This window comes from Glaciimonas sp. GNP009 (genome assembly GCF_054343755.1).
The window spans coordinates 3,353,093-3,379,502 of the sequence record NZ_JBTGUV010000004.1; the positions used below are offsets into that span (position 1 = coordinate 3,353,093).

A 26,410-nucleotide genomic window follows, 5' to 3' on the forward strand; every position below is an offset into this window, starting at 1 on the left:
GGTAACTGATTTGTCTACGCTTACTTCAGCAACTATCGTGGCTCCGGTCGCAACAGTCGCAAAATCAGCGGAAGCGGCGCAATCAGGAGTCATGACTTGCGTTGTGACTCCAGCAGATTTGATCATGGTCGGTTATATAACCGGCGCCTATGGACTTCAGGGCTGGGTGCGGATCAAACCGTATTCACCTGACGCTGATGCGTTACTGAATGCCAAAAAATGGTGGCTGGGTAGGCCAAATGTGGCAGATCTGCAAGATATTGAGATGATGCAGGCCAAAAACCACAGTGGTGACATTGTGGCGCGTTTGGTTGGCGTTGTTGGACGTGAAGCTGCGGAGGGCCTTAAAGGCACTGCAGTACATGTTCGCCGTAGCCATTTTCCTGCATTGGAAGATGGAGAATTTTACTGGATCGATTTAATCGGTCTGGCGGTTGAAAATCTGCAAGGCGAGCAATTAGGTGTTGTATCAGACCTGATGGATAACGGGGCGCATCCTATTTTAAGGATCGCGCTTCCGGCTATTGTCGGTCAGGATAAGGCTTCACCTGAATTGCTGGTTCCTTTTGTGGATCAATTCGTCAAGACCGTTGATCAGAAGGCAAAAAAAATCACGGTGGACTGGGGTCTGGATTATTAGATTCTTAATTGTAGGCTCTGCAAACCTGATGGTTGGTGTCGGATTTAGCCCGGCCTTCCATCTTGATGCGATCTTCCAGCTTAAGCGGCCGACAGTTCTGGTGGACGGTGAAATAGGTGGGCGTTATGCAATTTGATGTCGTCACACTGTTTCCAGAAATGTTTGCTGCGTTAACGCAGTCGGGTGTTACCCGGCGTGCATTCGAGCAAAAAAAGTGTGAGTTGGCGTTGTGGAATCCGCGTGATTTCACCATCGACAATCATCGCACGGTTGACGATCGGCCTTACGGTGGTGGTCCTGGCATGGTAATGCTGGCGAAACCACTGGAAGCGGCGATTGATGCTGCAAAAAAACGTCAGCAGCAACAGAATTTATGTTTGCCACGTGTTGTGTATCTGTCGCCGCAAGGCCAGCCACTTACACATCAGCGTGTCATGCAACTGAGCACCGAGTCTGGTCTGGTGTTGTTGTGTGGACGTTATGAGGCTATCGACCAACGGTTGCTGGACCGCTGTGTGGATGAAGAAATCAGCCTTGGCGATTTTGTTTTATCCGGCGGTGAGTTACCGGCAATGGCATTGATGGATGCCGTTATCAGACAATTGCCTGGCGTACTAAATGACGGTGCTTCGGCAGTCGAAGACAGCTTTGTCAATGGCTTGCTGGATTGTCCGCATTACACCAGGCCAGAAGCATATGAAGGTGTGGTCGTGCCGCCTGTTTTAATGGGTGGGCATCACGCCGAGATCGAAAAATGGCGACGCCAACAGATGTTACTGGCAACTGTTAATAAACGACCAGATTTGATCGTGAAGGCACGTCAGGATGGTTTGCTGACGGCCAGTGACGAAAAGTTTATACGAACTATTGCCAGCGTTTAATTCAGCATTTTTACGCTGTTTGAAATGTTGCTAGCTTGTTTTGACAGAGGTAATAATAAGTGGCGCCCAATAAGTAGATTTTGTAATTCTTATAATGTTGTAAGAAGAGCGACCAACCGGTCGCATGTGTAACCCCATCCTCTACTGAGCAGTGCATTGCACATAGTGTCAGCAAGATGGTATTTGGAGCTAAAAATGGATCTGATCCAGCAACTTGAGCAAGAAGAAATTGCTCGCCTAGGTAAAGTTATTCCTGAATTCGCACCTGGCGATACTGTTATCGTTAGCGTCAATGTAGTCGAAGGTACGCGCAAACGTGCTCAGGCTTACGAAGGCGTTGTGATTTCACGTCGTAACCGTGGTTTGAACTCTAACTTCATCGTCCGTAAAATTTCTTCCGGCGAAGGCGTTGAGCGTACATTCCAGTTGTACTCGCCACTGATTGCTTCGATCGAAGTGAAGCGTCGCGGTGATGTACGTCGCGCTAAGCTATACTATTTGCGTGAGCGTTCGGGTAAATCGGCGCGTATCAAAGAAAAATTGCCACAACGTCGTACTGTCGCTAAAACAGCAGCGTAAGCAGTTACAGATCTGGCATGTAGTTTGCATGAAGAAGGGCGCCGGTAGGTGCCCTTTTTTGTTGTTTGATTTAAGTGTTTATAGTGATGTTGTTGGGGTATGAGTGCTGCCTCAACACGCTGCCACGTATGGGCAGACCTTGGTTTTGCGAATACCTCTCTTGAAATACATGTAGAGATACCACAGCAAAGGGATTGCACTAGATCGTAATGCGCCGCGGAATAGGAATTGTTTTGGTCAAACTTACTCTCGATCCTCTGATGATGCCAATTGATGCCGTCGCAGGTGAGTTGGCGCTCGCGCCTGATAGGATGAACGCCGACTGGTTACGTCAGCGTTTCGCACAGCCGCCCCTATGGTTTCCTGAAAGCGTCGGGCAACAATTACGAGGCCTGGCTGGAGAAGGAACGCCTACTGCCGCTGCAGTCCTGATTCCGATCATTATGCATCCTGAAGGGCCGACGTTACTATTCACCCAGCGTACGGCACATCTTACGGATCACGCAGGTCAGGTCAGTTTTCCCGGTGGCAGAACAGAGCTTACCGACAGTTCACCCACTGAGACGGCATTGCGCGAGGCCGAAGAAGAGATTGGATTACCGCGCGGTGAAGTAGAAGTGATTGGCACGCTGCCAGAATACTTTACAGGTACAGGATATCGGGTAACGCCTGTAGCTGGACTGATTCAACCCCCAGCATCGTTGCGCGCAAATCCCGATGAAGTGGCGGAAATTTTTGAAGTCCCACTCGCTTTTTTGATGGATGGTCTGAATCATCAACTGCGTACGTTTGATTTGCCAGATGGTTATCGACGTACGTTTTACGCGATGCCTTACGAGCGTTTTTTCATATGGGGCGCGACCGCGGCCATGCTGCGTAATTTATTCCACTTTCTGCGCGCGTAATTATCACGTTTTGGCTTATCTTAGGGCCACGAACCGGTGTCTCGTGTAATTGCTCTGGTCCGGCGAATACTAGTCAGCTTTCTTTCGATGCCTGGTATTGCTTCTTTTTGCTTCTAATACGCACAAAACTATCTTTTTCCAGCGCCTCTAAGAAATAAACTCTGTTAAATGACGGACAAATTTGATTCTGTCACTAGGCTGCGTTATCGTATGGTTTATCGTTTCGTTTAAATGACAATTCATGCAAAATTGTTGGAAGTAACACGCTTTATTGCGAGCTTGGCTGGAAGCCACACGAATCGTCGCGATCATTAAGACGTTATATTTTTTATGTACGCATGATTTGTACATAAAAAATGTAACTCTCTGCGACAATTTTGCATAGATTCTATAAATATAAAACAGGATTTGCTGACTTTTAAGGCTGGTTGATGACTTTTCTCTCTATTCTGTTTGCGTTATTAATCGAGCAATTAAAACCGCTCCGTGCGGACAATCCGGTGTACACGTGGGTTAAGCATTTTGCACTTATGGTGGAAGGCTGGCTAAACGCCGGTCAGGCACGCCACGGTCGCTTAGGTTGGTTTTGTATCATGTTGGCATTGATGGTTCCGACGGCGTTGATTTATTGGGTGTGCGTTCATATTGGTGCTTGGGCCGCGTTTGCATGGAACGTTATTATTGTCTATTTAACACTGGGATTTCGGCATTATAGTCATTACTTCACGTCGATCCAGCTGGCTTTAAATACCGGTGATGATGCCACTGCCCGGACTCTCCTGGCCGAATGGACCAAGCAAGATACAACCGATATGGAAGTGGGCGAGATTTCGCGTATTGCGGTGGAAAAGGCTTTAATCACCACGCATCGAAACGTATTTGGCGTATTTTTTTGGTTTTTGATGCCGCTCGGCCCGGCCTGCGCAGTGATGTATCGGGTTGCTGAATACTTGGCACGGGCCTGGAATGAACCTGACCACATGAAAAACGAACAGTTTGGTCGGTTTGCAACCCAAGCGTTTTATTGGATAGATTGGATTCCTGCGCGACTGACAGCGTCTGCCTTTGCCGTCGTTGGCAATTTTGAGGATGCTATTTTCGCGTGGCGCAATTTTGCTGATCGCTGGAAAAATGAGACTGATGGCATTATTTTGTCATCTGGTGGTGGGGCAATGGGTGTTTTGCTTGGAACCCCCAACGAGAATGCCAGCGATTTTCTTCCGATTGACGCCGCTACGGTAGACTCTACCGGGATTGAAACGGACAGTCCGCCTGGTGAATTGCCGACTCCGCGTGCATTGCAAAGCACAGTGGGCTTGGTCTGGCGTGCCCTGCTGCTATGGATGTTTTTGTTGTTACTTTTTTCAGTTGGCGTGTGGTTGGGCTAAGTGCTTTTTGAACGGAGCCATCTAATTTTTACATAGTCTTCTATAAGATATAATACGTAAGAATTGATCGCGTAATTGTAGATTGGATCAACCGACCGGCTTCGATCGAATGATTGGTTTATCGACGTGCATACGCTGCACGTCTGGTCTAATCATCCTCAATTACATAAAACCCTTGCTCTCATCTCATGAGGATGCTGAGAATACGTTTATTGTAAGTATCAAAAAGAAATGAGCTGTCCGCATGGCCGATATTATTAAACCCCCTAATGCGCCCGCCCGTGAATTTTTTATTCAGGGAATAACCTCCGATGGAAGACAGTTTCGCCCGAGCGACTGGGCGGAACGCTTGTGTGGCGCGATGTCCTGTTTTCGACCTGAAGGCGTTGGTGGCCGTAATTCACATTTACAATATTCTCCTTATGTTTTGCCAACGTTGCTTAACGGTATCCGTTCGGTCGTAGTGAATGAAGATTTAAGAGAAATCGAGCCACTCGCATATCATTTCGTTGTGAACTTTGCCAAAGACAATGATTTGCAGATTGTGCATGCGTGTTTGCTGCCCGATGCAGATCAATCTGGCAGCGAGTCACCAAAATCCTCCTGATATTGAAATCGGCTGAAAGCAGGTCGGCTATTCTGTCGCTACCTGCCTGATTGCGCCTGTAATGTGACTTCTGACGGAAACTTTATTCCTCCAATATTTGCCACACCACCAATTCCCCTTTAAATCTAGCAAAAAAGCGCTTCGACACATCTTCCAAGGCACGCGTTAAGGTATCTTTCAAGTGGCGCAGCGTAGTTAGGAGTTACTAGTAAATGGTGAGTAGTGAGTAGTAAGTAGTGAGTCCAACATTTTGCCCATATAGCCGGTACTGATTGAAATGTTGTAATGGTTGTAGCGCTTTTTTGATGCTACTCGATACGAATGTTGTTACATCCCATCCCATCCCATCCCATCCTTGAGCTGCTTTAACTTGGGTTTTTCTCTCGCAATAACCTCCAGACCATTTTTTAAAATCTCACATCAAATTACCATTTGTTCACTTTGATTCCGCTATTTTTATAGCTTGGACGAATCTCCTGATGAGCCGAAGTTTTCATCTATTTATCAGCAAAAAGTTTCCGATCGCTATTGGGAACGCCTGCACCAATTTGGGGTCGAAGAGGCCGCCAACTATCGGTGAATGCTAGACTGTAGCGTAATCTGCTATAAAATTAGTCAATAGATCAGGCTTCCTGCATTTTTCATTGATTTACGGCGGTCTGCGAGACCTCGATTTAGGTTGCTCTTGATGGCGCAAGCGACATTCTGAAGTTGTATTTTTCTTTTGGAGCTAAAGATGGAAAGTACCAGAATTGAACGGGATACGTTTGGCAATATTGATGTACTGAATGCGCGACTTTGGGGAGCGCAGACGCAACGCTCATTAGCGCATTTTCATATTTCCACTGAGCGTATGCCAGTCGAATTGATTACTGCGCTGGCATATGTCAAACACGCCTGCGCCCAAGTAAATTTGGATCTCGGCAAGTTGCCGGCACAAAAAGCCAATGCGATTATGCAAGCGGCGACCGAGGTCAGTAGCGGCAAGCATCCAGACGAATTTCCATTGGCAGTCTGGCAGACCGGTTCTGGTACGCAGAGCAATATGAACATGAATGAAGTGCTAGCCAATCGTGCTTCCGAGTTGCTTGGTGGAGAACGTGGCGAAACACGTTTGATCCATCCTAATGATGCGGTTAATCTAAGTCAGTCATCCAACGATATTTTTCCGACAGCGATGCATGTCGCCGCAGTGTTGGGCATGAGCGAATTGTTGCTGCCCGCGTTAAGTGCTTTACGCGACACATTGCAGAAAAAATCTGTCGCATTTGTCGACATCGTCAAGATCGGGCGTACCCATTTGCAGGACGCAACACCGCTCACGCTCGGTCAGGAATTTTCTGGCTATGTGGCGCAACTCGATTTCGCCGAACGTAATATTGCCGCTTCATTAGACGGTTTGTGCGCGCTTGCTGCGGGCGGCACGGCAGTCGGTACCGGCATGAATGCACATCTTGAATTTGGTGCGCGTGTCGCTGCCGAGTTAAGCAAAGCGCTGAATGCACCATTTCGTACGGCAGAAAATAAGTTCGCTGCGCTCGCCGCACATGATGCGTTGGTCGCGGCACATGGCGCATTAAAGACGTTGGCCGCAGCCCTGATGAAGATCGCCAACGATGTTCGCTGGATGGCGTCGGGTCCGCGTTCTGGCTTGGGAGAAATAAGTATTCCAGAAAATGAACCTGGTAGTTCAATTATGCCCGGCAAGGTCAATCCGACTCAATGTGAAGCATTGACGATGATTTGCTGTCAGGTCTTTGGCAATGACGTCGCCATTAACTTCGGTGGTGCATCGGGTAATTTTGAATTAAATGTTTTCAAGCCATTGATCGCGCATAATTTTTTGCAAAGCGTCCGTCTGCTTACGGACGGTATGCATAGTTTTGACCATCATTGCGCATCTGGCATTGCCGCCAACGAGGATCGTATCGCAGAACTGATGGCACGCTCGCTGATGTTGGTTACTGCGTTGGCACCGCATATCGGTTACGACAAAGCGGCTCAAATTGCCAAGCATGCGCATCACGATGGCAGTACTTTGAAGCAAGCGGCGCTGGATCTGGGTTACGTTACCGAAGATCAGTTTGTGGCTTGGGTGCAACCGTCCAGGATGACTTATCCAGAGTAATCTACAGCAGTTCAGCCTGTCATTGGTTGACGTGCCGGTTGAATAATTGATGCCGAAAAAATGTTAAATCAGGTTAAGTTTCCCTAAATATGCAGGTTTGCGAGGTTCTTGCGGCCTGCTTTATTTATAATGCACAATTAATGTCGATGGCTGCTTCGAAGATTGTCATCAATCTGTTTGCCTCAATTGCTATCGCCGCACTTCGCTACCCTGTTATGTTACTGAGATATTAATACGTACGTATTCTATTAGCGTAGCCTGACTTTTTTGTTAAATCCCGAACGCTATGCTTCAATTTCTTTTCTCTTATCAATGTTGTTGGGGCGCTGTTATGTCGAGCCGCTTTTGCTACGAGGACTATTGCGCATGAGGAAGTGCCACGGCAAGTCCGTTAGATGGTTCACAAACCGACTCTGCGGGGTTGTTTTCGGCGTTCTTTCCTTTAGTGCTACCGACGCCTTTGCCGTCTATAAGGTTGAGATTGAGGCTCCTAAAGAAATTAGTGCCCTATTGAAGCAGCATCTGGACCTAGTGCGCTATAAGGATCGCGACGACTTGAGTGACGATCAGCTAAAATTTATGCTCGATACGGTCAACGACCAAGTCACCCAACTCACGTCTACTGAGGGTTATTTTTTGCCCACCACCGAAGTGACGGTCGACGATGGAAAAGTCAAAGTCATCCATCTCAAAGTTGATGCACATAAACGGACGATCGTTTCCAGCGCAACTATCGATGTGACAGGGAAGGTAGCGACCGAGGTGCCAGAGCGGATTCCGCGTATTCAACGCAACTGGCGCTTGCCCGTTGGCCAGCCATTTCGTCAGAGTGATTGGGATGCGGCTAAGGAGCATAGTTTACAGCTGTTGCAATATAAGGGATTTCCGTCTGCGAAGATTGCCCATTCGGAGGCAAGGATTGAGGCCGACAACAGTGAAGCGCAGTTATCGGTTGAGTATGAAAGTGGGCCGTCATTTACGCTAGGGGCGTTGCAAATTACCGGAACTAAACGCTATCCGAATACGATCATCCAAAATGTTAATCCATTAAGTGTTGGCGAGAATTACGATCTGGACCGTTTGCTGTATCTGCAGCGGCAAATACAAAACACCGGCTATTTTGGTAACGTCATCGTGGGAATTGACGACGATGCGACCAACCCGGCGTTGACGCCGGTAAAGGTGCAGGTTACTGAGTTTCCAGCACAGCGTCTTAGAGCTGGAGTCGGTTATGCGACAGATACGGGTGCTCAGGTCCAGGGTGGCTACTCGAATTACAATGTGTTTGGCGATGCCTGGATCTTTGACAGTACGGCCAAAATTGAACAGCGACGTCAGTATGGATCGCTCAGCTTAAACATGCCGCCGGACCAACGTAGTTTTGTGAATGGCATTAATACTTCATATGATCGCACTACTCTTCAAGGAGTGGACCTGCGCAGCCAGAGGATTGGGTTAAAGCGCGCACGTTCTCTGGAAAACTATGACACAGCATTGACGCTTGATTACTATCGCGATTCGCTGCAACAGACCGATGGCGCCGTTTTACCGCCGGACACTGTCGTTTTGCCAGGTAAACATCAAGCAGTAGTGCCAGGATTTAGCTGGACCCGGCGTGATGTCGACGATCAGATTTTTCCGACTGAAGGCCATATTTTTTCCGTACAAACGGGGATCGCTTTGAAGGGATTACTCACCGACCAAAGTTTTTTTCGCGCTTATCTTCGCTATAAAAAATATATTCCGATCGCTAAACGCGACATCATGATTTTCCGCGTCGAAGGCGGCGCGGTATTTACAAAAGGGGCCAGCGCGGAAGTCCCTGCATCGTTACTGTTCCGGGCTGGCGGGAATGAGTCTGTGCGCGGTTATAGCTATCAGGGTATCGGCAATACCCAAAACGGCACGGTCTATCCCACAAAATATCTAGTGACTGCCAGCGCCGAATATCAGCATTGGTTTAATCACAGTTGGGGCGCCGCAATATTCTACGATATCGGCGCTGCGACCAATAGCTTCGTCGATAGGGAAATTAAGGTTGGTACGGGAGTTGGTGCGCGCTGGCGCAGTCCCGTGGGTCCGGTCAACGTTGATCTGGCCTATGGCGTCCAGGACAGGCGTATTCGGCCTCACATTTCGCTCGGTATTGCATTCTGATGACTTTTTATGATTGTAAAAATATTTTTCGGTGCGGTGATTTTTTATAGACATAGGACAGATTTCTGATCTGTCATGCCCGTAAAATTTTGTTATTAAACCGATAGAAAAACAGCTGGATTGCAGTGGCCGTATAACGGTACTCAATCATTCGGGCAGGTGCCGGATCCATCCATTTACTACGACAAGATATTTGCATGACCAAAGCAATAGCATCAAACACCGATCAATCAGCCACGCCAAACCCAGCGCCGCCAGCGTCGGGAAAAAACGGCGGTGGCCGTTCAGGTTTCGTCCGCAGAATAGCCGCGCTAATGTTGACGCTACTACTCATTCTGGTGTTGATGATCTGCGCCCTGTTCATTGGACTCCGCACGGAATCCGGGACTAAAGCAATATGGAATACGGCGACTTGGCTATCGCAAAAACATCTAAGTGGCGAATTAGCTGGCGGTACGGTGGCGGAAGGCGTGCGGCTGAAGAACGTGGTTTATCGTGATGCAACGCAAGAATTTACTATCAATAAAATTGATGGAAGTTGGCGCCTGACATTTTCTCCATTGAAATTCAGTATCAACTATTTGCACATTGGCACCGTGGCAGCACGGATGCAGCCAACGCCGTCCGAGCCAATGGTATTGCCAACGCGATTAACGTTGCCGCTGGCATTATCGCTCGATAGTATTACGCTGGATAAGCTTGCCCTGACGGAAGGATTAAGTACAACGGAATATCGTAATCTATCGTTGCACGGACAATCTGACGGGACGCAACATACGCTGGTATTAGAACGTTTGGACACAGCATTCGGTAGCGCAAATGGAACGGTGCATTTACAGGGCACGAAACCGTTTTCGATTAGCGGTGGTGCAGAACTAAAAGGTGCTTACGAACAGGAAAAATATCAGATCGTTGCCAAAGTGTCGGGCACATTATCTGATTTGAATCTTGCTTTACAAGGCAACGGCGACAAACTACGCGCCACTGCCGAGATTGCTGCGACACCGTTTGCACCGATCCCGTTTGAGCGCGTGCGTATCAGCGCTACGCACATCAACCCAAAATTATTCAGCGCCGGTGCACCGTTGGCGGACTTGAATATTCAGGCCGATCTGACGCCGATTTCTCCTCCGGAAGCGGTTGACGGTGTGCCAGCAAAGACGAACATATCAGGCAGCAAAGTTGATTTAGCGTTGCTGGCGGTGAGCGGCCCTTTGCATATCTCGAACGCGATTCCCGGTGCTCTCGATAAAGATCGCTTGCCGTTGATCTCCGTAGACGCGCAATTACGTCTGGACGCGAAAACCCAGCAACTATCAGGCTTGAAAATTAAATTACTGGATAAAGGTTTGATCAGCGGTGCGGGTGAATATCACGCCGATGGTAAGGAGAAAAATACCGGTAATTTTACCTTTGATGTTGCCGATCTCGATCTACATGCATTGCATGGAAAATTACAGACGTCGCAATTGCAAGGTCCAATTAGTGTCACTCTGACGCCGGATACACAAGTAATCGGATTAACCTTGGCCGACAAAAATTTTTCGGCAAAAATGGATGCGGTGATTGATCCCAAAAAAATAGATTTGCGTCTCGCAGAATTGGTAGCCGGGCCTGCACATCTTAATCTGAGCGGAACCGTGGATCGTACCAACGGTATGGCTTATACGATGAAGGGGAAACTACGTGATTTCGATCCTGCTTTATGGATAAAGAGTAGTTCTCCAGCGGCCAAAAAGTCGGACAAGAAATTTGAAAAGCAACCGCACATAAAGAGCAGCTACGTAAAGACAGCAAAACCTGTTTCTGCAAGCATCAACATGGATATTAATGCTGCCGGGAAGTTAGCGCCGACGTTGCAACTAAAGTTGGCATTCAATATTCTCGATAGCGTTTATGACCACCTGCCAATGACGGGGAAAGGCGTTATCAATCTGCTTGATAAGCGCTTATTGCCAAGTGAGGCGCAAATCTCCGTGGCAGGTAATAACGCCCAATTAAAGGGCAATTTTGGTGTGCCGGGAGATCATTTTAACTTCAAGGTAGATGCGCCGGAATTACAGCGATTGGGATTTGGTTTGTCAGGTGCGCTCAATACGGAAGGGCAGGTCAGCGGAAGCATTCAAAAGCCCGTCGTCAAGGCGACCTATCGCGCGGAAAAGTTAGTATTCGGGGCGCAGCAAATCGACAGTTTGTCCGGGCAGGCCGATATTCAAGCCGACTTGAGTGCCAAGGTATCCGCCGCCACCAACCGCCTCCAAGTCAGCATCGAAGCGCATGGTTACCGTGGCCCAGATATTGCGTTGAGCAAAATGAACGCAAGCCTATCCGGTACTTTTGGCGATCACAGTTTAAAGCTTGATACTGTTGGTACCGTGCGCGATAAGCCATTGGCACTGACTTTGGCCGCGCAAGGAAAAGTGATTCAAAATGCCACCGGCTATGGTTGGCAGGGCACGCTAGGCGAATTGAAAAATCAAGGTATTCCTCGTGTGTCACTAGACACGCCTTTGTCCATTAGCGTGGCAGGAGATAAGATTATTTTAGGCGCGACTCGGCTGACGATTGCCGATGCGGTCATTGATTTAAAAAATCTAAGTATCGATCATGGGCGCATACAGTCGGCTGGTGCCGTGAATGCGCTGAATGTGAAAACGGTAGTCGATCTTGTACATGAATTTACCGGCACTGCGCCACCGTTAAAAACAGACCTGGTCCTCGACAGTCGCTGGGATTTTGGATTGTCAGACAGCGCCACCGGGTTTGTTGAGATTAACCGACGTAGCGGTGATATCCGGGTGACATCAGGGCGCGGAGACATTCCGCTGGGATTGACAGAACTGCGCCTGCGTGCGGATCTTCAGGGAACACAGGTTAATGTGAATACGGCTCTCTCTGCCGCCAAAATCGGTTCAGTGAATGCGCAAGTGAAATTAGGTTTGAACCGTATCGGGAACGGGTTAATGATCACCGACAACGCGTCCTTATCGGGTGCAGTAAAAGCCAGCGTTCCGCAACTAAAAACGTTCGGCAGTCTGATCGGGCCGCAAGTCGGTTTAGACGGTAATCTGAAGATGGAGCTAAAGCTTGATGGGGTTTTAGGACAACCGACCCTGTCCGGTACGGTTGCAGGCGATAATCTGGCGGTCACCCTCTATGATCAGGGAATAAAATTACGTGATGGTATCGCACGGTTTAATGTGGAAAAAAATGTCATCGCATTACAGCAGTTGGAGTTTCATGGTGGCGATGGAACACTACGCGCCAATGGTCAACTTCAGCTTGGAAAATCGAATCCTGATGTGACGGCTACGATCGTCGCGGATCGGTTGCAACTATTTGCCAGTCCAGATCGTCAGTTGATGTTATCAGGGCAAGCCAAGGTAGCCAATGTCAACGAGCAGTTGCACGTGGATGGCAAGTTCACCATCGATAAGGCATTGTTCGATTTGCCTAAGACTAGTGCTCCGGCGCTCGGAGACGACGTCGTGATCGTTCGCAATGATGGGAAAACCCGTTCTGCGCCGTTGACCGACAAACAGAAAATAGCAAAAACGGCGGAAAAGCCAGCTGGAAGCTTGACCCCGATTATGAATATCGATGTCAATTTCGGCAATGATTTTCGTTTTCGTGGAAGCGGTGCCGATCTCAAATTAGGCGGCAAGATGTCGGTGCATAGTGAACCGTTTGCGCCATTGCGTGCCAGTGGCACGATCCGTGTCACCGACGGAACTTATGAAGTATTTGGTCGAAAATTGGCAATTGAACGCGGGTTAATTAATTTTACCGGACCGCTGAATAATCCTAACATTAACATCTTGGCGATGCGGCGTAATCAAGATGTCGAAGCCGGCGCAGAAATTAGTGGTTATGCATCCTCGCCGCGGGTCAAGCTGGTATCTGAGCCAAATGTCTCCGACGAAGAAAAACTGTCGTGGTTAATGTTCGGTCATGGCAGCGACAGTAGTGCGCTCGGCCAGCGTCAGGCCGCCGGTCAGGCCTTGGCGTTTTTGGGTAATTATGGCGGCAAAAAAATAGCCCAAGGCGTCGGGCTCGATGAATTCTCGATTGGTTCCAGTGAGTCAGGTTTAGTCGATGAACAGGTTGTCAATATAGGCAAAGCAATTACCGAAAAAATTAATCTCGGTTACGAGCAGGGCCTGACCAGCGCAGCTAGCGTGTTAAAACTCACCTGGCAATTTTCGCGTCGATGGTCGATGGTTTTGCGTGGTGGCACCATCAACGGTCTGGACGTTTTGTTCACTAAGCGCTTTGATTCGTTTTGGGCAGAAAAGAAGGGGAAACCCCCCGCCGAGAAACCGGACGTAGATTTCTAGTAAGTAGTAGGGATGTGCAGTATTGCCGTCTTGGACAACAATTCTTCTTTTATACATGTAGTTATTTTTTAGATATCGCCGCTTTATGACTCCGCTTAAATACCTTCAGGCCTATCCGTCCGCATTGCAGGATCAGATACGCCAACTCATTGAACAAAAGCGTTTGGGGGAATATCTACTTAAGCGGTATCCGGGCAAACACGCGGTCCAAAATGATAAGGCTTTGTATGCTTATACTTTGTCATTAAAACAGGCACATTTAAAAAATGCACCGAATATTGATAAGGTGCTCTTCGACAGTCGGCTCGATTTGACGCACAAAGCGCTAGGACTGCACACCGCCATCTCGCGGGTGCAAGGAGGAAAACTGAAGGCTAAGAAAGAAATCCGCGTAGCGGCACTGTTCAAAGAGGCAGCGCCAGAATTTTTGCAAATGATCGTCGTACACGAACTGGCGCATCTGAAAGAGCAAGATCATAACAAGGCATTTTACAAACTATGTGAGTATATGCTGCCCGAATATCACCAGTTGGAGTTTGACCTGCGGGTTTTCCTAACCTTTCGTGAACTACGTAAAGCGGGGCTTGATATGGACAGTCAAGCGGTTTGATATGGTTACTTTTGCGGTACAGCAGACCCAAGAATCAGCATAGTGTAGTGGTAAATTGAATCCATGGCTAAACGATAAAAGATGGTTAACAACGATATGCTACTGACGTTGAATTTGATCAGCAACATTTGACCTCCAGACGGAAAGGCGCACCATGCACCGCTACAAACGATTGTGTATAGTCATTCTGTTTTTGTTGGCGCTGCTCGCGCTATTTCAATTTTCTGGATTGAGAGAGCATTTCAACCTGGCTTTTGTCCGTCAACAGTTGGTCGATAACAAACTGACCGGGTTGCTGGTTTTTGTCGTGTTGTTCTGCGTCGGGAATCTGGTTCAAATACCAGGCTGGATATTTCTGGCAGCGGCGGTGCTCGCCCTTGGCAAAACCTGGGGTGGCGTGGCGACTTACATTGCGGCCACCATTTCGTGCTTGTTTACTTTCCTGACGATTCGCTTCGTCGGTGGCGATGCAATACGAGCAGTGAAAAATCGGTATGCGCTAAAGATACTGCATGGTCTTGATGCCCATCCGATTAAAAGTATTGCGTTGCTTCGCGTATTATTTCAGACCGTTCCAGCCCTCAATTATGCACTTGCACTTTCTGGCGTCAAATTTCACAAATATGTGATTGGAACGATGCTCGGTTTGCCATTGCCGATTATGTTGTATTGCTTATTTTTTGATTATATTGGCAAGGTGTTGCATGTGATTTGAAGCGTGCAGATGGTGCTGAAAATGATGCAATCTAGTAAGGCAATCATTCTCGATATCATGATTCTGTATTGCTGTTGAAACATGAAACTTCAATGAGCAGATAGCGCGGTAAGCCCTCACCATGCCGTCGAAGTTCGCTATTTTTGCTATTTCCGATAGTATAGGCGTTCAATTGAACCGGAAAGCCACAATGACCAAACAGTTTTCAATCGCTTGCGAGCGTAACCGTCTTCCTATTGCAGCAGTTTTGGCAAGTAAATTGGTGGCATCGCAGCGCGTGTTAGAGATCGGCAGTGGCACGGGACAGCACGCGGTTTATTTTGCAGAGCAGCTTCCCCATCTGATATGGCAAACCAGCGATCTAACGGCAAATCACGCTAGTATTCTGGCGTGGCAAGAAGAGGCGCAGTTACCAAATGTATTGTCGCCGTTAACGCTAGACATGTCCGACGTTGATTGGTCGCAGTCACTGACTGGCCAGTACGATGCGGTGTTCACGGCCAATACTTGCCACATCATGTCGTGGCCCCAAGTACAGAATATGTTTTCAGGTGTCGGTCGTTTACTGAAGACGGGCGGCCGCTTTTGGACGTACGGACCTTTTAATGTCGACGGCCAATTTACTAGCGATAGTAATGCTGCGTTTGATGTCAGCTTGAAAAATTATGCTGCGCATATGGGACTTCGGGATATGGCAGATTTGGTTCTGTTGGCCGCAGAAAATAAGCTCCTTCTGGCGGCGGATCAGCTTATGCCTGCCAATAACCGGCTATTGGAATGGGAGCGGGTGTAACGCGATTAATCATTTTCTGCCCGGTCGCTTCTGAGGAATCATGAGATGGTGCGACGTCCAGACATTTCATCGCCGGCATCCGATTTTAATTTTATCGCGAAGGGCAGTGCGGTGGCTGCAATGATCGCGATAGTGAGGAACGTTGGCCAAAAGTCGGCGCTGACAATGGTGGTGTGGCCCTGAATCTGATTAGACAGTTGAAGTGAGTACCCGCCCACAGTCACACCCATGCCGATGGCCAATTGTTGCGCCACGCTGGTCAAGCTGGTTGCCTGGCTCATTTGTTGTGGCTTTATGTCGGCGTAAGCGATCGCGTTGATGCTGGTGAACTGCATGGAACGGATGCAACCACCCAACAGCAGTAAAGCGCCCACAATGATATGTGGCGTGTCCGCAGTCAGAGCGCCAAATGCCGCCATCGATGCCGCCCCCAATAGCGTGTTATAGATCAGCACCGTTCGAAAGCCAAAGCGTTTCAGCACGAAAGTGGTGATCGTCTTGACAAACATGGCACCGATTGACGATGCGCAGGTTAGCAAGCCGGATTGAAACGGCGACAGGCCGAATCCCAGCTGAAATAATAACGGCAGCAAGAACGGCAAAGCACCGATGCCGATGCGAAATAATGAACCGCCATAGATATTCATGCGTAGTGTCGGAATTGACAACAGACGCAGATTCAGCAGCGGATGTTCGCAGTGAAACGCATGCCACACATACGCCACCAGCGAAGTTGCACCGATTGCCATACAAATGAACGAGACGTCACTATTCACCAAATGCCGTCCGGCGCTGGCAAGGCCAAACATCAAGCAAGAGCAACCAACCGCCGAAAGAATAAAGCCGATCCAGTCTAACGGCACGGTTTGTTCTTCTCGCAGATTTTGAATATAGCGATTGGCGAGATAGATGCCGACGATACTGATCGGAATATTAATAAAAAATATCCAGCGCCAATGAAAGTAGGTAGTAATAAATCCACCAAGCGGAGGGCCGATGACAGGGCCAAGTAGCGCCGGAATGGTCAGATAACTTAGCGCCTTGACCAGGTCGGCTTTCGAGACCGTGCGCAATATTACAAGCCGCCCGACCGGAACCATCATGGCACCGCCAATACCCTGAAAGAAGCGCGCGGCGACAAATTCTGCCAAGGTATGCGACATTCCACACAGGATGGAGCCGAGCATGAATACGCCGATAGCTGTCCGAAACACAGTGCGCGCGCCGAAACGATCGGCCATCCAGCCGCTGATCGGAATGAATACCGCCAGACTGACAAGATAAGACGTCATGGCCAGTTTCAGCGCAATCGGACTTTCGCCCATGTCGAGCGCCATGGCGGGTAAGGAGGTGGCAATGACCGTCGCATCCATGTTTTCCATGAACAGCGCGCAGGCAACAATGAGGGGAGTGAGAAAAACACGAGAAATTGCCATGAGCGATGATGGATAGTGCCGTTCTATGGCACCGTCAAAGCTGCCGTTGGACTGAAGTGTTAAGTACGTCAGGAGCTGGCGGACTTATGGGATAAAAGCAAAAATAGCCCGTTATTGGACAAGAAACTGGCGAAATATGGATCATCCAGTTTATTTTAAAGCCGATTACCCCTAAGTCCGAAAGGCACTTAGTATAGCGCTTTGGCGTATCCTTCGCCGATCAGGTAGCATATGTGCTTCGTTGCAATGTTCTTTTGACGGCGTGCAGGATGCTTTTCGCTTTCTGTAAAATTCAAAAAATGATCTTTATTCCCGACTCGCATTAACTATGACTTCAGGTTTCACATTTTCGCCACCGCACATTGAGGCGCGCAGCGTTGATAGCATCACACTGGCCGATTCTGATTGTTTTGCTTTATTCGATGATCGATGTGCTGACGACGCGGCGAAGGTTTCTCGTTTGTACACTGATTATCGGTGCACATTGCAATGCCACGACGCAGACTCGTTGCCGCGATTGCTTGCTCAAATGCAGAAGGCATTGCAAGATGGCCTGCAAGTGGTGACGCTATTCCACTACGAACTGGGTGCGGCAATCCACCGTGTGCCGTTAGTTATTTCTAAATTGTCCCAAACAATTGAGCCGCTCGCTGAAGTATTGCTATTCGGAACCTGCCAAAAATTAACCGCGCTAGAAGTTGACGATTGGTTGAGGCAGCGCGCGCTGGTAATGAGTAATCCCCAGTTGAACGGTCTGCTACCAGATCAAAAAACGGCATGGTCGGATGCAAACAGCCTATCTGGCATAGCTAACGTTCGCCCTAATGTTGACCCGAACGAATTTGATCAGGCAATTGCGCGTATCCACGCTTACATCGAAGCCGGTGACACGTATCAGGTGAATTACACGTTTCGCCTGCATTTTGACGTCTACGGAAGTCCGTTGTCGCTGTATCGCCAATTGCGCGAACGGCAACCGGTCCCTTATGGTGCGCTGATCGCATTACCGGATGGTCGTGCGGTACTATCGCTTTCGCCTGAGTTATTTGTGCGTCATGACCAAGGCGTGCTGACCGCACGACCGATGAAAGGCACAGCCGCCGCCAGTGATGACAGCGATCAGAATCAGCGGACAGCCCTGGCATTGGCCGCAGATCCAAAAAATCGCGCAGAAAATCTGATGATTGTGGATTTATTGCGCAATGATTTGGGCCGGGTGGCGCATTGTGGATCTGTATACGTACCAAAATTATTTGAAGTCAGCCGATTTAATACGGTATTGCAAATGACTTCTACTGTCACTGCGCAGTTACGTGGTGATCTCGGCCTGACCGACTTAATGACTGCGTTGTATCCGTGCGGTTCGATTACTGGCGCACCAAAACTACGGTCCATGCAGATTATTGCCGAACTGGAAAAGGCACCGCGGCGTTTATATACCGGTGCAATTGGGTGGTTTGATGCGCCGTTGGGAGAGGATCAAATAGGAGATTTTTGCTTGTCGGTACCGATTCGCACGTTGTTGCTGGAAGCCGAAAACGATGAAGGCATTCGTCATGGCGAGATGGGTATCGGTGCGGGTATCGTGTACGACAGCGTAGCCCAAGATGAGTACGCCGAATGTGTGCTGAAAGCACGGTTTTTAACGGGACTTCGTGCTGATTTTTCCCTTTTTGAAACGATCTATGCAACTAGCAAAGACGGTTGCCGAGCGCTGGATTTACACCTAAATCGTTTGCGGTCGTCTGCGGTGTATTTTGGTTTTGAATTTAACGAAGCGCAGTTGCGTAGCCGCTTGGATAAAGTCGTAGCAAGTTTGACCGCTAATGGTGCACATCGCCTGCGATTAAGTTTATCGGCGGATGGCACCTCGTCTGTTACCAGCGCACCCATGAATTCGCTGTCTCAACCGGTTAAGGTGATTATTTCTGATGCACCGACGGAAAAAAACGATCTGTTTTTACGTCACAAAACGACCCAACGAACTCTCTATGACCATGCGTGGAAATCCGCTGAACAGCAAGGTGCATTTGATATGTTGTTTTTTAATCAGGCCGGTGAATTGACGGAAGGTGGACGCAGCAACGTATTTATTAAGCTAGCCGGACGTTGGTACACGCCGCCGTTAGTGAGCGGTTTGTTACCCGGTGTGATGCGCAGCTTGATTCTGAATGATTCGACCTGGAATGCAACGGAACGCGCCTTGACGCGTGAGGATCTTCAATCTGCCGAACAGGTGATGGTATGCAATGCACTGCGCGGTGCGATCGCCGCCGAAATTATCTGGTAATTTCTGTCGTCATAAGTGTGGATGGATACTGGTGTATGGATACTTGTTGATAGATACCTGTTGCTAGATACATGTTGATGAATACCTGCTGATGCATGAGATCAGATTGTCTTAATAAAACTGCGCCAGGATTGGAAACTGTTTCACCAGCAACGGTATTACGTGCGCGGAAGCTAACGCGCCAACAATACCGACGATAGATATCGACACCATCGCCAACGATAGCCGCACTGTCAAACCACGATTGCGCGCCCGTAATACCAAAGGAAGATTAATCAGGACGCTCGCCAACGATGCGATCACCGCGCCGGTCGATACGACATGCGCAGATATTGCGTTGTTGGTCAGTAAGCTAGCCGCGGCCGCGACAGCGCTGGCACTAGATACAATCCCACCGATCAGGCTGACGGCATAAAAGCCGAACTCGCCGAAGTAATTTTGGGTCAGGACGCCAGCGATGTGCAATATCAAAAACAGCAGTCCATACTTTAGCGCCGCAGGCACCGAGAATGGCAGCGGCAAATCGACCGGTTCAGCTTGATGATCATCGGTTGTGCGATTTGCATTGCGGTCCATGAAGAACCAGGCCGCATTGACTAATAGCATCAGGAAGAACGGCACCGCCGCCGTCAATGCCGCCGCCGGTGCCAGAATAAATAAGAGGCAAGCGTTACGTATCGTCATTGCAGAAGTTGCCAGCAAAATACCGCGATAGGCGGCACTGACTGTTTCCGGATGATTGTCTTTTGCGCGTGATGCCATCTCGTTGACGGTGACGCTGCTATTCACTAATCCACCCAAAAATCCCGCTAGAGCGATTCCCCGTGTTCCGTAGATTTTCCAGAGTACGTAGTTGACGAAGCCAATGCCCGCAATCAAAATGACTGTAATCCACGCTGCACGCGGTTCGATCAAATTCCATGGCCCAATCGGCCCCATTGGCAATGCCGGATAAATTACGATAGCCAAAATCGCCAACATCAACGCCGAGCGCATTTCGGCCTCAGTCAGGCCGACGCTGAATCCTGCAAGGCGATCTTTCCATGCCAATAACGCCGTGACGATCACCATCACGGAGGCCGGTGTTGCGGTGTGGCCCTTGCCACACAAGATACCAATCACGCAGGTAACCAACATGGCAGCCGAGGTCGTCAACTCGGTGCTGACGTGCGTTCGCAGTCGTTGCAGGTTTAAAAAGATGGTCAAACCACCCGTCAGAAATAAAATAAGATAGGCGTAGTTATCGCCGAGAATACCGCCCATTCCACCCAACAGAGCAATCAGGCCGAATGTCCGTAAGCCCGCTTCTTTGCCGCGCCGCTCCCGCTCTAACCCTATCAAGAGTCCCAGCGCTAGTGCCAATCCGAGTCGTGTCAGGCTGATCAAATACGGCCATTTCACTTCGGGCAGCGACATGCCGATCTGGATCAGTGGTTGTGCGGCGATATTGATGGTATGAGGATCGATAACTGTCATGTAGGGCAAGCTTATTGTTGTTAGAGGAAACTATAAACGGAACGCGCGCACTTTGCTGAACTGAGATCAAAGTCTGACGATAAGACAAAAGAAATAGAATAAAGAAATAGAATAAAAAAATCGTTCTTTACTAAAGCAACCTCCCATCGGATTGTTGCAGATCGATGGAGGACACTTAATGAGAGGTGACTAAGGAAGCGCGCCCATTACATCTTAACTAAGCATGCGAGCATGCGTCCGCTTCTGGCATGTCAGTCGGGTTAACCGAGTAAGTCAAACTGAGACCGAAGCACAATCGACCCAACTGTCGATCAACTTATAGATTCTGCTAAAATTTCAGCGAGAATCCAACTACGAACAACGATGTATTATGCGCCAATTTATTATATAAATCATTTATTCGCCAATCGAGCGCTATTTGCTCAATCAGACTACGCTCAATAAATCGTTTTCGCAGCCTCTCGAATAGCTTGCTGCAAAATCTTGGCGCCCGGTGAAAGTAGTTGATTGCGCCGTGTGATGATGCCGAAGCCATCCATTTTGCAAGGTAACTCAATCGGCAAAATTGCCAGGACGTTTAGTTGAGCGTAGAAGCGCGATACCTCGACCGGCATAACATGCAAAAAGTCGGTTTGCTGAAGCAGGCTAATGATGGCCAGCGCCGCAGTGGTGTCGATCACATTTGAAGGCGGTGGCAAACCATTTTTGTGAAACATCATATCGCTACGATGACGCAAAATACTGCCGCGTGGCGAGAGTATCCAGCCCGCGTCAGCAATATCTTTTAGCTGCAAATTTGACACGTTCCGTAACGGGTGATCAATGCGAGCGACCGCACATACCGGTTCATCTGCCAGTTCTTCATATTCGAGATTGCCGTTATCTTCCTGATCAAGGATACGCGCCACCATAAAATCTAGCGAACCACGTTGCATGCGTTCCAGCAGGATATTACTGCTTTCGATTTCAATACCAATCCGTAACATCGGCGAGTGCTGCTTCACACGCGCAATCGCAGCGGGTACCAGATTCATCCCCGGCGTAAGAATCGCACCGACATCCACCTGTCCGGACAAGCCTGATTTGAGCGCCGTGATGTCATCGTGCGCCTGGGATAAACTCGTCAACGCCATTCGTGAATGGCGGATCATCGCATCTCCGTAAATCGTCGGTTTCATGCCGCGTGGCAAGCGCTCAAAAAGTTGTACATCCAGCATGTCTTCCAGATCCTTTAATTGCTTGGATGCGGCTGGTTGCGTCATGTTCAGTGCTTCAGCGGCCCGATGGATATTGCGTTCTTCGTCGAGTGCAATCAAAAGTAAAAGCTGGCGCGTTTTAAGCCGTGCGCGGAGAAACCAGTTGCTGTCGCTGTGTGACATATGTTGTCCCAATTAACTAATTATTATCAATAGGACTTACGCAAAATCTCAGTTACCGGAATGCGTTCTCCTAGCGACTTGTACGGCCCGACTTATGCAGCCCGGAATCCACAGACTGTCTTCCGTTGCAGTGTGGGCAGGCGGTTGCTCGGATCGTATTACGTAAACCTTGTTGAATAAGGTCTTTTTAAATGATACCAAATTCAGTATTGATTGGGCGTAATAATTCATTAGAAAGATATCGCATACTTCTTTACAATGATCGAGTAATAATCGGACACTAATGTCTAGTGAGCGCTATTTTCTCAAAGCAGTACTAGATGCGTCGGTCAATGCCTGGCGTTGAGGCAATAGTTTTACTGTCCTCCGTCAAATTTGAGCGTCAGCCAACGCGATTAATAATCTCTCAACAGGACACAAGAACATGACCAGCTTGAACAAAACTTACGCCAGCTATCCTAGTTTGATGGACCGCACGGTCTTGATCAGCGGAGGAACAACCGGCATTGGCGCCGATATCGTCGCGCAATTTGTGGAACAGGGCGCAAAGGTAAGCTTCCTTGGACGTAATCGCGATGCTGCAGAAAAATTGATCGCAGCAGTCGCGGCCGAAGGTTCTGGCCGTCACGTGCCACTTTTTTTGCAATGTGATGTCTGCGATATTCCGGCACTGCAAACTGCGATTAACGCAGCGCGCGATCACTTCGGACCGATTTCGGTATTGGTAAATAATGCCGCCAATGATCAGCGTCATAGCATTGAAGAAACCACCGTCGCCAGTTGGGATAACGGCATGGCAGTTAACTTACGCCATCAGTTTTTTGCGGCGCAAGCAGTGATGACTGACATGCAAAAATTGGGAGGCGGTTCCATTATTAATTTAGGCTCAATTAGCTGGAAAAACAAAACCGGCGGCATGCCAGCGTACACCACATCAAAAGCAGCGATTCAAGGCTTAACCCGTTCTTTAGCGCGTGATTTAGGGCCACATAATATTCGCGTCAATACCTTGGTCCCTGGCTGGGTAATGACCGAGAAGCAAGTCACAATGTGGCTCGATGAAGCCGGTGATCGTGAAATTGATCAGATGCAGTGCCTGAAGGCCCGTCTTGATTCAGCCGATATTTCGCGCATGGCATTGTTTCTGGCAGCCGATGACAGCAAGATGTGTACTGCGCAGGATTTTATCGTCGATGGCGGCTGGGTTTAATGCAAGCGCCATTAGCACAAGCAATACAAACGGAAACCAAGATGACGACAGTTAAATTGCTGGTAGATGGCAAGCATTTGCTAGGCGAGGGTGTCTTATGGTGCGAACGCTCCGGACGCTTGTTGTGGACCGATATTCTGGCATCGCGGCTGTGGTGCCACACGCTTGCTAATGGCGAAACTCAAAGTTGGGCGATGCCTGAGATGCTGGCAACCTTTGCGCTGACGCTGGACGATGACAGATTGTTGCTGGGTCTTGCATCACAATTGGCGTGGTTTCACTTTTCCAGCGGCAAAGTCACGCCGATTGTCGCGGTCGAATCCGACCTGCTCACAACCCGTATTAACGACGGCCGTTGTGATCGTCAGGGGCGGTTCGTATTCGGCACAAAATCCGACGCCTCAGATCGCGCGCCGAATTGCAGCTTCTATCGCCTCAATACAGATTTGACACTTGAACGCTTACCGCTTTCTCCCGTCGTGATCAGCAACAGTATCTGCTTCAGTCCAGATAGCGCAACGATGTATTACTGCGACACGATCAGCAACACGATTCGCTGCTGCGACTACGAATCGTTAGACAAAACCGTACCGGTACAAGCCTTCAACAATGACCGCCTGTTCGCCGACCTGCATGATCAACCCGGCTCACCGGACGGTTCCACCATCGATAGCCAGGGCTGTCTATGGAACGCCCAATGGGGCGGTTACCGTGTTGTGCGTTTCACCCCCGACGGTCAAATCGACCGTATCATCGCCATACCAGTATCCCAACCAAGCTGCGTCGCCTTCGGCGGACCCGGATTGTCCACGCTGTTTGTCACAACAGCCCGCGAAGACTTATCCGAACAAACGTTACAATCAGAGCCACGAGCTGGCGGTGTTTTTAATATATCGCTCGAAGATGTGCGGGGTTTGCCGGAAGGGCGGTTTAAGGGGGGGGGGATGAACGGTGCTTAGCGGGTTAGAGTTGGACCTTTATAAGCCAACATAATTACGTGACTTAGCAAATTATGCGCAGTGACAAATGAATAAATCAATCTTTCAACGCCTGAAAAACTGGACGAAATCATCGTCGTAATTTGCGGTTGAAAGATTTTTTAAAACATAATAAAAAATGTTGAACCTGACGTTTTAATTTGCCGATGTTCACCTTTAAACGACAATTCAGGTAGTGCGCAGCTCGTCTATCTTGGATAGTTTATCTATGTAAGCTGCCACATTCCAAAATGTGTCATCGTCGTACGACAATCGTAGTGGATTTCCCCATCCATAATTAAGTAATTTACTTATTAACTAGGTTCCGCCTATGTTATTGCCCAAAATTACGCCTATTATTTCGCACGTTACTTCACAAACTACATTCGGCAGGCGCGCTATATGGTGCAATTTTTTCAGTCAGGCGATGCGCATTGTCGAAGGCAGGCGAGGGAACAGCTATGATTTTTTTCGGCATCACTCATCCCCAGAATACGGGGGAGTGCTTTCTATTCTCTTTCACTGCTGGCAAGTGCAAGCACAGTATGTGCTAGCGATAAAAGCGGTGACGCTTTCTGATCGCTATTAAGTGAGAAGCGGCGTTAAAACAGAATTTTATTCGAACCAGCACTACAACTGACAAACACTAAAATCCCATGCTCTCTATGAAAAAATCCTATTGCTTTCTATTCCTGACAACAGCCGTAATTTTTACGACTCAACCGGTCTTGGGCAGTGAGGTATTCGTTTTAAAATCTTCTGAACCACACTATTTAACAACCGCAGTTGTTCCGTCCTGTGTCACAGAAGCGCGTGCAATTAGCGCGAATGGCAAGTTCGTCGTTGGAGGCAGCGACGTTAAGAGCGATGGCAATTGTAATCCCCATGCCTTCGTATGGTCAGAAAAAACAGGCATGATAGACATCAATAAAGATGCGGCACCTTGGTCATGGGCTACTGCCGTCAATATGGATGGAACTGTTATTGCCGGAATGCTGCAACGCCCAGGACGAGAAGATCCACGTCCATTTAAGTGGACGGCAGAAACAGGTATCGTTGATTTGACACAAATCAACGCTCAATTAGAAACTTTTTGTCCTGCTGTGCTGAGTGCTGATGGAGCAACAATGGGCGGAAGGATTCTTAATCCGAAGAACAGTGCAGAAACACGCGCCGTCTTGGTTTCAAACGATGTCATCACCTTTCTTGGATCGAAACAAAAAAATGAAGCTTCTCGTGTAAAAGCTATGACACCCAATGGTGAAGTTGTGGTTGGAGAAATTAATAACCATGTATTTAGGTGGAAAAAAGGAGATGGATTAAAAGATATATCTATAGTTAAAGGTCGACGCCTATCAAGCTATGCAAATGGCGTAAGCGATGATGGTTCGGTCGTCGTCGGTTCAGTGTTCATAGATGGCGCAGAGCGCGCATATCGGTGGACAGAAAAAGAGGGCATAAAAAATTTAGGCACGCTAATTAAGACCAAAGGTACATATGATGTGTATTCAAAAGCCTTCGCTGTCAGCGGGGACGGCAAGATTGTGTATGGAATTTCATCCGCCAACAGTGAAGAAGAAAATCACTTATTTCGATGGACTGCCGACACAGGAATGGTGGATTTAGGAAAAACAACCGGGAATATTTCAGAGCGCAATATTGCTGGAGTATCGTCCGATGGCAGCATATTGGCTGGGTCTGCACCTCACGGAGGATGGGAAAAAACTGCATTTATACAAAAATTAAACTAAATCTCAACATAAAACACTACAAATCAATTTAATTCGAGAATTCCAGCCGACTTAAATATTTACTTTTATTTGCAACTGCGCTAGCACTTTGAGCCTCTGAAATTTAGCTCTCCATAGATGATAAAAACAAACTCACCGATGGCATACTACA

At 48.5% G+C, this 26,410-nt stretch carries 19 protein-coding genes; 16 read left to right on the plus strand and 3 right to left on the minus strand.

Annotated features, from left to right (window positions below; translation table 11 throughout):
• Window positions 1-91 precede the first annotated feature (91 nt).
• From rimM to ACXX82_RS15715, 12 genes are all read left to right on the plus strand, one after another.
• Entirely contained in the window at window positions 92-640 is a 549-nt protein-coding gene (gene rimM / locus ACXX82_RS15660; RefSeq protein WP_322240490.1) for a ribosome maturation factor RimM, read from the plus strand.
• Between the two features lie 125 nt (window positions 641-765).
• Window positions 766-1,521: a tRNA (guanosine(37)-N1)-methyltransferase TrmD gene (trmD, locus tag ACXX82_RS15665; RefSeq protein ID WP_322236367.1), complete on the plus strand. Its 756-nt coding sequence runs from the start codon at window positions 766-768 to the stop codon at window positions 1,519-1,521.
• 195 nt (window positions 1,522-1,716) lie between these two features.
• Window positions 1,717-2,100, plus strand: a complete 384-nt coding sequence (rplS, locus tag ACXX82_RS15670; protein WP_108439945.1) for a 50S ribosomal protein L19 — start codon at window positions 1,717-1,719, stop codon at window positions 2,098-2,100.
• 233 nt (window positions 2,101-2,333) lie between these two features.
• The gene (locus tag ACXX82_RS15675; RefSeq protein WP_416186813.1) at window positions 2,334-3,005 is read left to right on the plus strand and encodes a CoA pyrophosphatase; all 672 of its coding nucleotides are present in this window, start codon (window positions 2,334-2,336) and stop codon (window positions 3,003-3,005) included.
• Between the two features lie 431 nt (window positions 3,006-3,436).
• On the plus strand, window positions 3,437-4,393 hold the full coding sequence (locus tag ACXX82_RS15680) for a CobD/CbiB family protein (RefSeq protein ID WP_323506088.1): 957 nt from the start codon (window positions 3,437-3,439) through the stop codon (window positions 4,391-4,393).
• Between the two features lie 244 nt (window positions 4,394-4,637).
• On the plus strand, window positions 4,638-5,000 hold the full coding sequence (locus tag ACXX82_RS15685) for a DUF3579 domain-containing protein (RefSeq protein WP_322236373.1): 363 nt from the start codon (window positions 4,638-4,640) through the stop codon (window positions 4,998-5,000).
• Window positions 5,001-5,736: 736 nt separating this feature from the next.
• Window positions 5,737-7,128, plus strand: coding sequence for a class II fumarate hydratase (gene fumC, locus ACXX82_RS15690; RefSeq protein ID WP_458563228.1), 1,392 nt, complete (start codon window positions 5,737-5,739; stop codon window positions 7,126-7,128).
• Window positions 7,129-7,494: 366 nt separating this feature from the next.
• Window positions 7,495-9,285, plus strand: coding sequence for an autotransporter assembly complex protein TamA (locus ACXX82_RS15695; RefSeq protein WP_323506091.1), 1,791 nt, complete (start codon window positions 7,495-7,497; stop codon window positions 9,283-9,285).
• 197 nt (window positions 9,286-9,482) lie between these two features.
• Window positions 9,483-13,622, plus strand: a complete 4,140-nt coding sequence (locus ACXX82_RS15700) for a translocation/assembly module TamB domain-containing protein (protein ID WP_458563229.1) — start codon at window positions 9,483-9,485, stop codon at window positions 13,620-13,622.
• A gap of 85 nt (window positions 13,623-13,707) precedes the next feature.
• A complete protein-coding gene (locus ACXX82_RS15705; RefSeq protein ID WP_322236382.1) occupies window positions 13,708-14,232 on the plus strand; it encodes a YgjP-like metallopeptidase domain-containing protein in 525 nt (174 codons plus the stop codon).
• Window positions 14,233-14,386: 154 nt separating this feature from the next.
• Window positions 14,387-14,947 carry a TVP38/TMEM64 family protein gene (locus ACXX82_RS15710; RefSeq protein ID WP_322236384.1) on the plus strand — a complete coding sequence of 187 codons (561 nt, stop codon included), beginning with the start codon at window positions 14,387-14,389 and terminating at the stop codon, window positions 14,945-14,947.
• Window positions 14,948-15,137: 190 nt separating this feature from the next.
• Complete coding sequence (locus tag ACXX82_RS15715; RefSeq protein WP_322236386.1) at window positions 15,138-15,740, plus strand: DUF938 domain-containing protein; 603 nt, start codon at window positions 15,138-15,140, stop codon at window positions 15,738-15,740.
• Between the two features lie 38 nt (window positions 15,741-15,778).
• On the opposite strand, the gene ACXX82_RS15720 is transcribed toward ACXX82_RS15715, so the two are convergent.
• Window positions 15,779-17,176, minus strand: coding sequence for an MFS transporter (locus tag ACXX82_RS15720; protein WP_322236387.1), 1,398 nt, complete (start codon window positions 17,174-17,176; stop codon window positions 15,779-15,781).
• Between the two features lie 328 nt (window positions 17,177-17,504).
• On the opposite strand from ACXX82_RS15720, the gene pabB reads away from it, so the two are divergent.
• Entirely contained in the window at window positions 17,505-19,466 is a 1,962-nt protein-coding gene (gene pabB / locus ACXX82_RS15725; protein WP_458563230.1) for an aminodeoxychorismate synthase component I, read from the plus strand.
• A 111-nt stretch (window positions 19,467-19,577) separates the two neighbouring features.
• On the opposite strand, the gene ACXX82_RS15730 is transcribed toward pabB, so the two are convergent.
• On the minus strand, window positions 19,578-20,942 hold the full coding sequence (locus ACXX82_RS15730) for an MgtC/SapB family protein (protein WP_323506094.1): 1,365 nt from the start codon (window positions 20,940-20,942) through the stop codon (window positions 19,578-19,580).
• 437 nt (window positions 20,943-21,379) lie between these two features.
• Window positions 21,380-22,321, minus strand: a complete 942-nt coding sequence (locus ACXX82_RS15735; protein WP_322236392.1) for a LysR family transcriptional regulator — start codon at window positions 22,319-22,321, stop codon at window positions 21,380-21,382.
• Window positions 22,322-22,745: 424 nt separating this feature from the next.
• On the opposite strand from ACXX82_RS15735, the gene ACXX82_RS15740 reads away from it, so the two are divergent.
• From ACXX82_RS15740 to ACXX82_RS15750, 3 genes are all read left to right on the plus strand, one after another.
• Window positions 22,746-23,531: an SDR family NAD(P)-dependent oxidoreductase gene (locus ACXX82_RS15740; RefSeq protein ID WP_458563231.1), complete on the plus strand. Its 786-nt coding sequence runs from the start codon at window positions 22,746-22,748 to the stop codon at window positions 23,529-23,531.
• 41 nt (window positions 23,532-23,572) lie between these two features.
• On the plus strand, window positions 23,573-24,490 hold the full coding sequence (locus ACXX82_RS15745; RefSeq protein WP_458563232.1) for an SMP-30/gluconolactonase/LRE family protein: 918 nt from the start codon (window positions 23,573-23,575) through the stop codon (window positions 24,488-24,490).
• A gap of 683 nt (window positions 24,491-25,173) precedes the next feature.
• Window positions 25,174-26,259 carry a hypothetical protein gene (locus tag ACXX82_RS15750; protein ID WP_458563233.1) on the plus strand — a complete coding sequence of 362 codons (1,086 nt, stop codon included), beginning with the start codon at window positions 25,174-25,176 and terminating at the stop codon, window positions 26,257-26,259.
• Window positions 26,260-26,410: the final 151 nt, after the last annotated feature.

Bases quoted from the DNA above. Each gene is read 5' to 3' on its own strand.
- ACXX82_RS15685 (WP_322236373.1), top strand. From the start codon at position 4,638: ATGGCCGATATTATTAAACCCCCTAATGCGCCCGCCCGTGAATTTTTT.
- ACXX82_RS15745 (WP_458563232.1), top strand. From the start codon at position 23,573: ATGACGACAGTTAAATTGCTGGTAGATGGCAAGCATTTGCTAGGCGAG.
- ACXX82_RS15695 (WP_323506091.1), top strand. From the start codon at position 7,495: ATGAGGAAGTGCCACGGCAAGTCCGTTAGATGGTTCACAAACCGACTC.
- ACXX82_RS15720 (WP_322236387.1), bottom strand. From the start codon at position 17,176: ATGGCAATTTCTCGTGTTTTTCTCACTCCCCTCATTGTTGCCTGCGCG.
- ACXX82_RS15700 (WP_458563229.1), top strand. From the start codon at position 9,483: ATGACCAAAGCAATAGCATCAAACACCGATCAATCAGCCACGCCAAAC.
- ACXX82_RS15710 (WP_322236384.1), top strand. From the start codon at position 14,387: ATGCACCGCTACAAACGATTGTGTATAGTCATTCTGTTTTTGTTGGCG.
- trmD (WP_322236367.1), top strand. From the start codon at position 766: ATGCAATTTGATGTCGTCACACTGTTTCCAGAAATGTTTGCTGCGTTA.
- rimM (WP_322240490.1), top strand. From the start codon at position 92: ATGACTTGCGTTGTGACTCCAGCAGATTTGATCATGGTCGGTTATATA.
- fumC (WP_458563228.1), top strand. From the start codon at position 5,737: ATGGAAAGTACCAGAATTGAACGGGATACGTTTGGCAATATTGATGTA.
- pabB (WP_458563230.1), top strand. From the start codon at position 17,505: ATGACTTCAGGTTTCACATTTTCGCCACCGCACATTGAGGCGCGCAGC.
- ACXX82_RS15750 (WP_458563233.1), top strand. From the start codon at position 25,174: ATGAAAAAATCCTATTGCTTTCTATTCCTGACAACAGCCGTAATTTTT.
- ACXX82_RS15705 (WP_322236382.1), top strand. From the start codon at position 13,708: ATGACTCCGCTTAAATACCTTCAGGCCTATCCGTCCGCATTGCAGGAT.
- ACXX82_RS15735 (WP_322236392.1), bottom strand. From the start codon at position 22,321: ATGTCACACAGCGACAGCAACTGGTTTCTCCGCGCACGGCTTAAAACG.
- ACXX82_RS15680 (WP_323506088.1), top strand. From the start codon at position 3,437: ATGACTTTTCTCTCTATTCTGTTTGCGTTATTAATCGAGCAATTAAAA.
- ACXX82_RS15715 (WP_322236386.1), top strand. From the start codon at position 15,138: ATGACCAAACAGTTTTCAATCGCTTGCGAGCGTAACCGTCTTCCTATT.
- rplS (WP_108439945.1), top strand. From the start codon at position 1,717: ATGGATCTGATCCAGCAACTTGAGCAAGAAGAAATTGCTCGCCTAGGT.
- ACXX82_RS15740 (WP_458563231.1), top strand. From the start codon at position 22,746: ATGACCAGCTTGAACAAAACTTACGCCAGCTATCCTAGTTTGATGGAC.
- ACXX82_RS15730 (WP_323506094.1), bottom strand. From the start codon at position 20,942: ATGACAGTTATCGATCCTCATACCATCAATATCGCCGCACAACCACTG.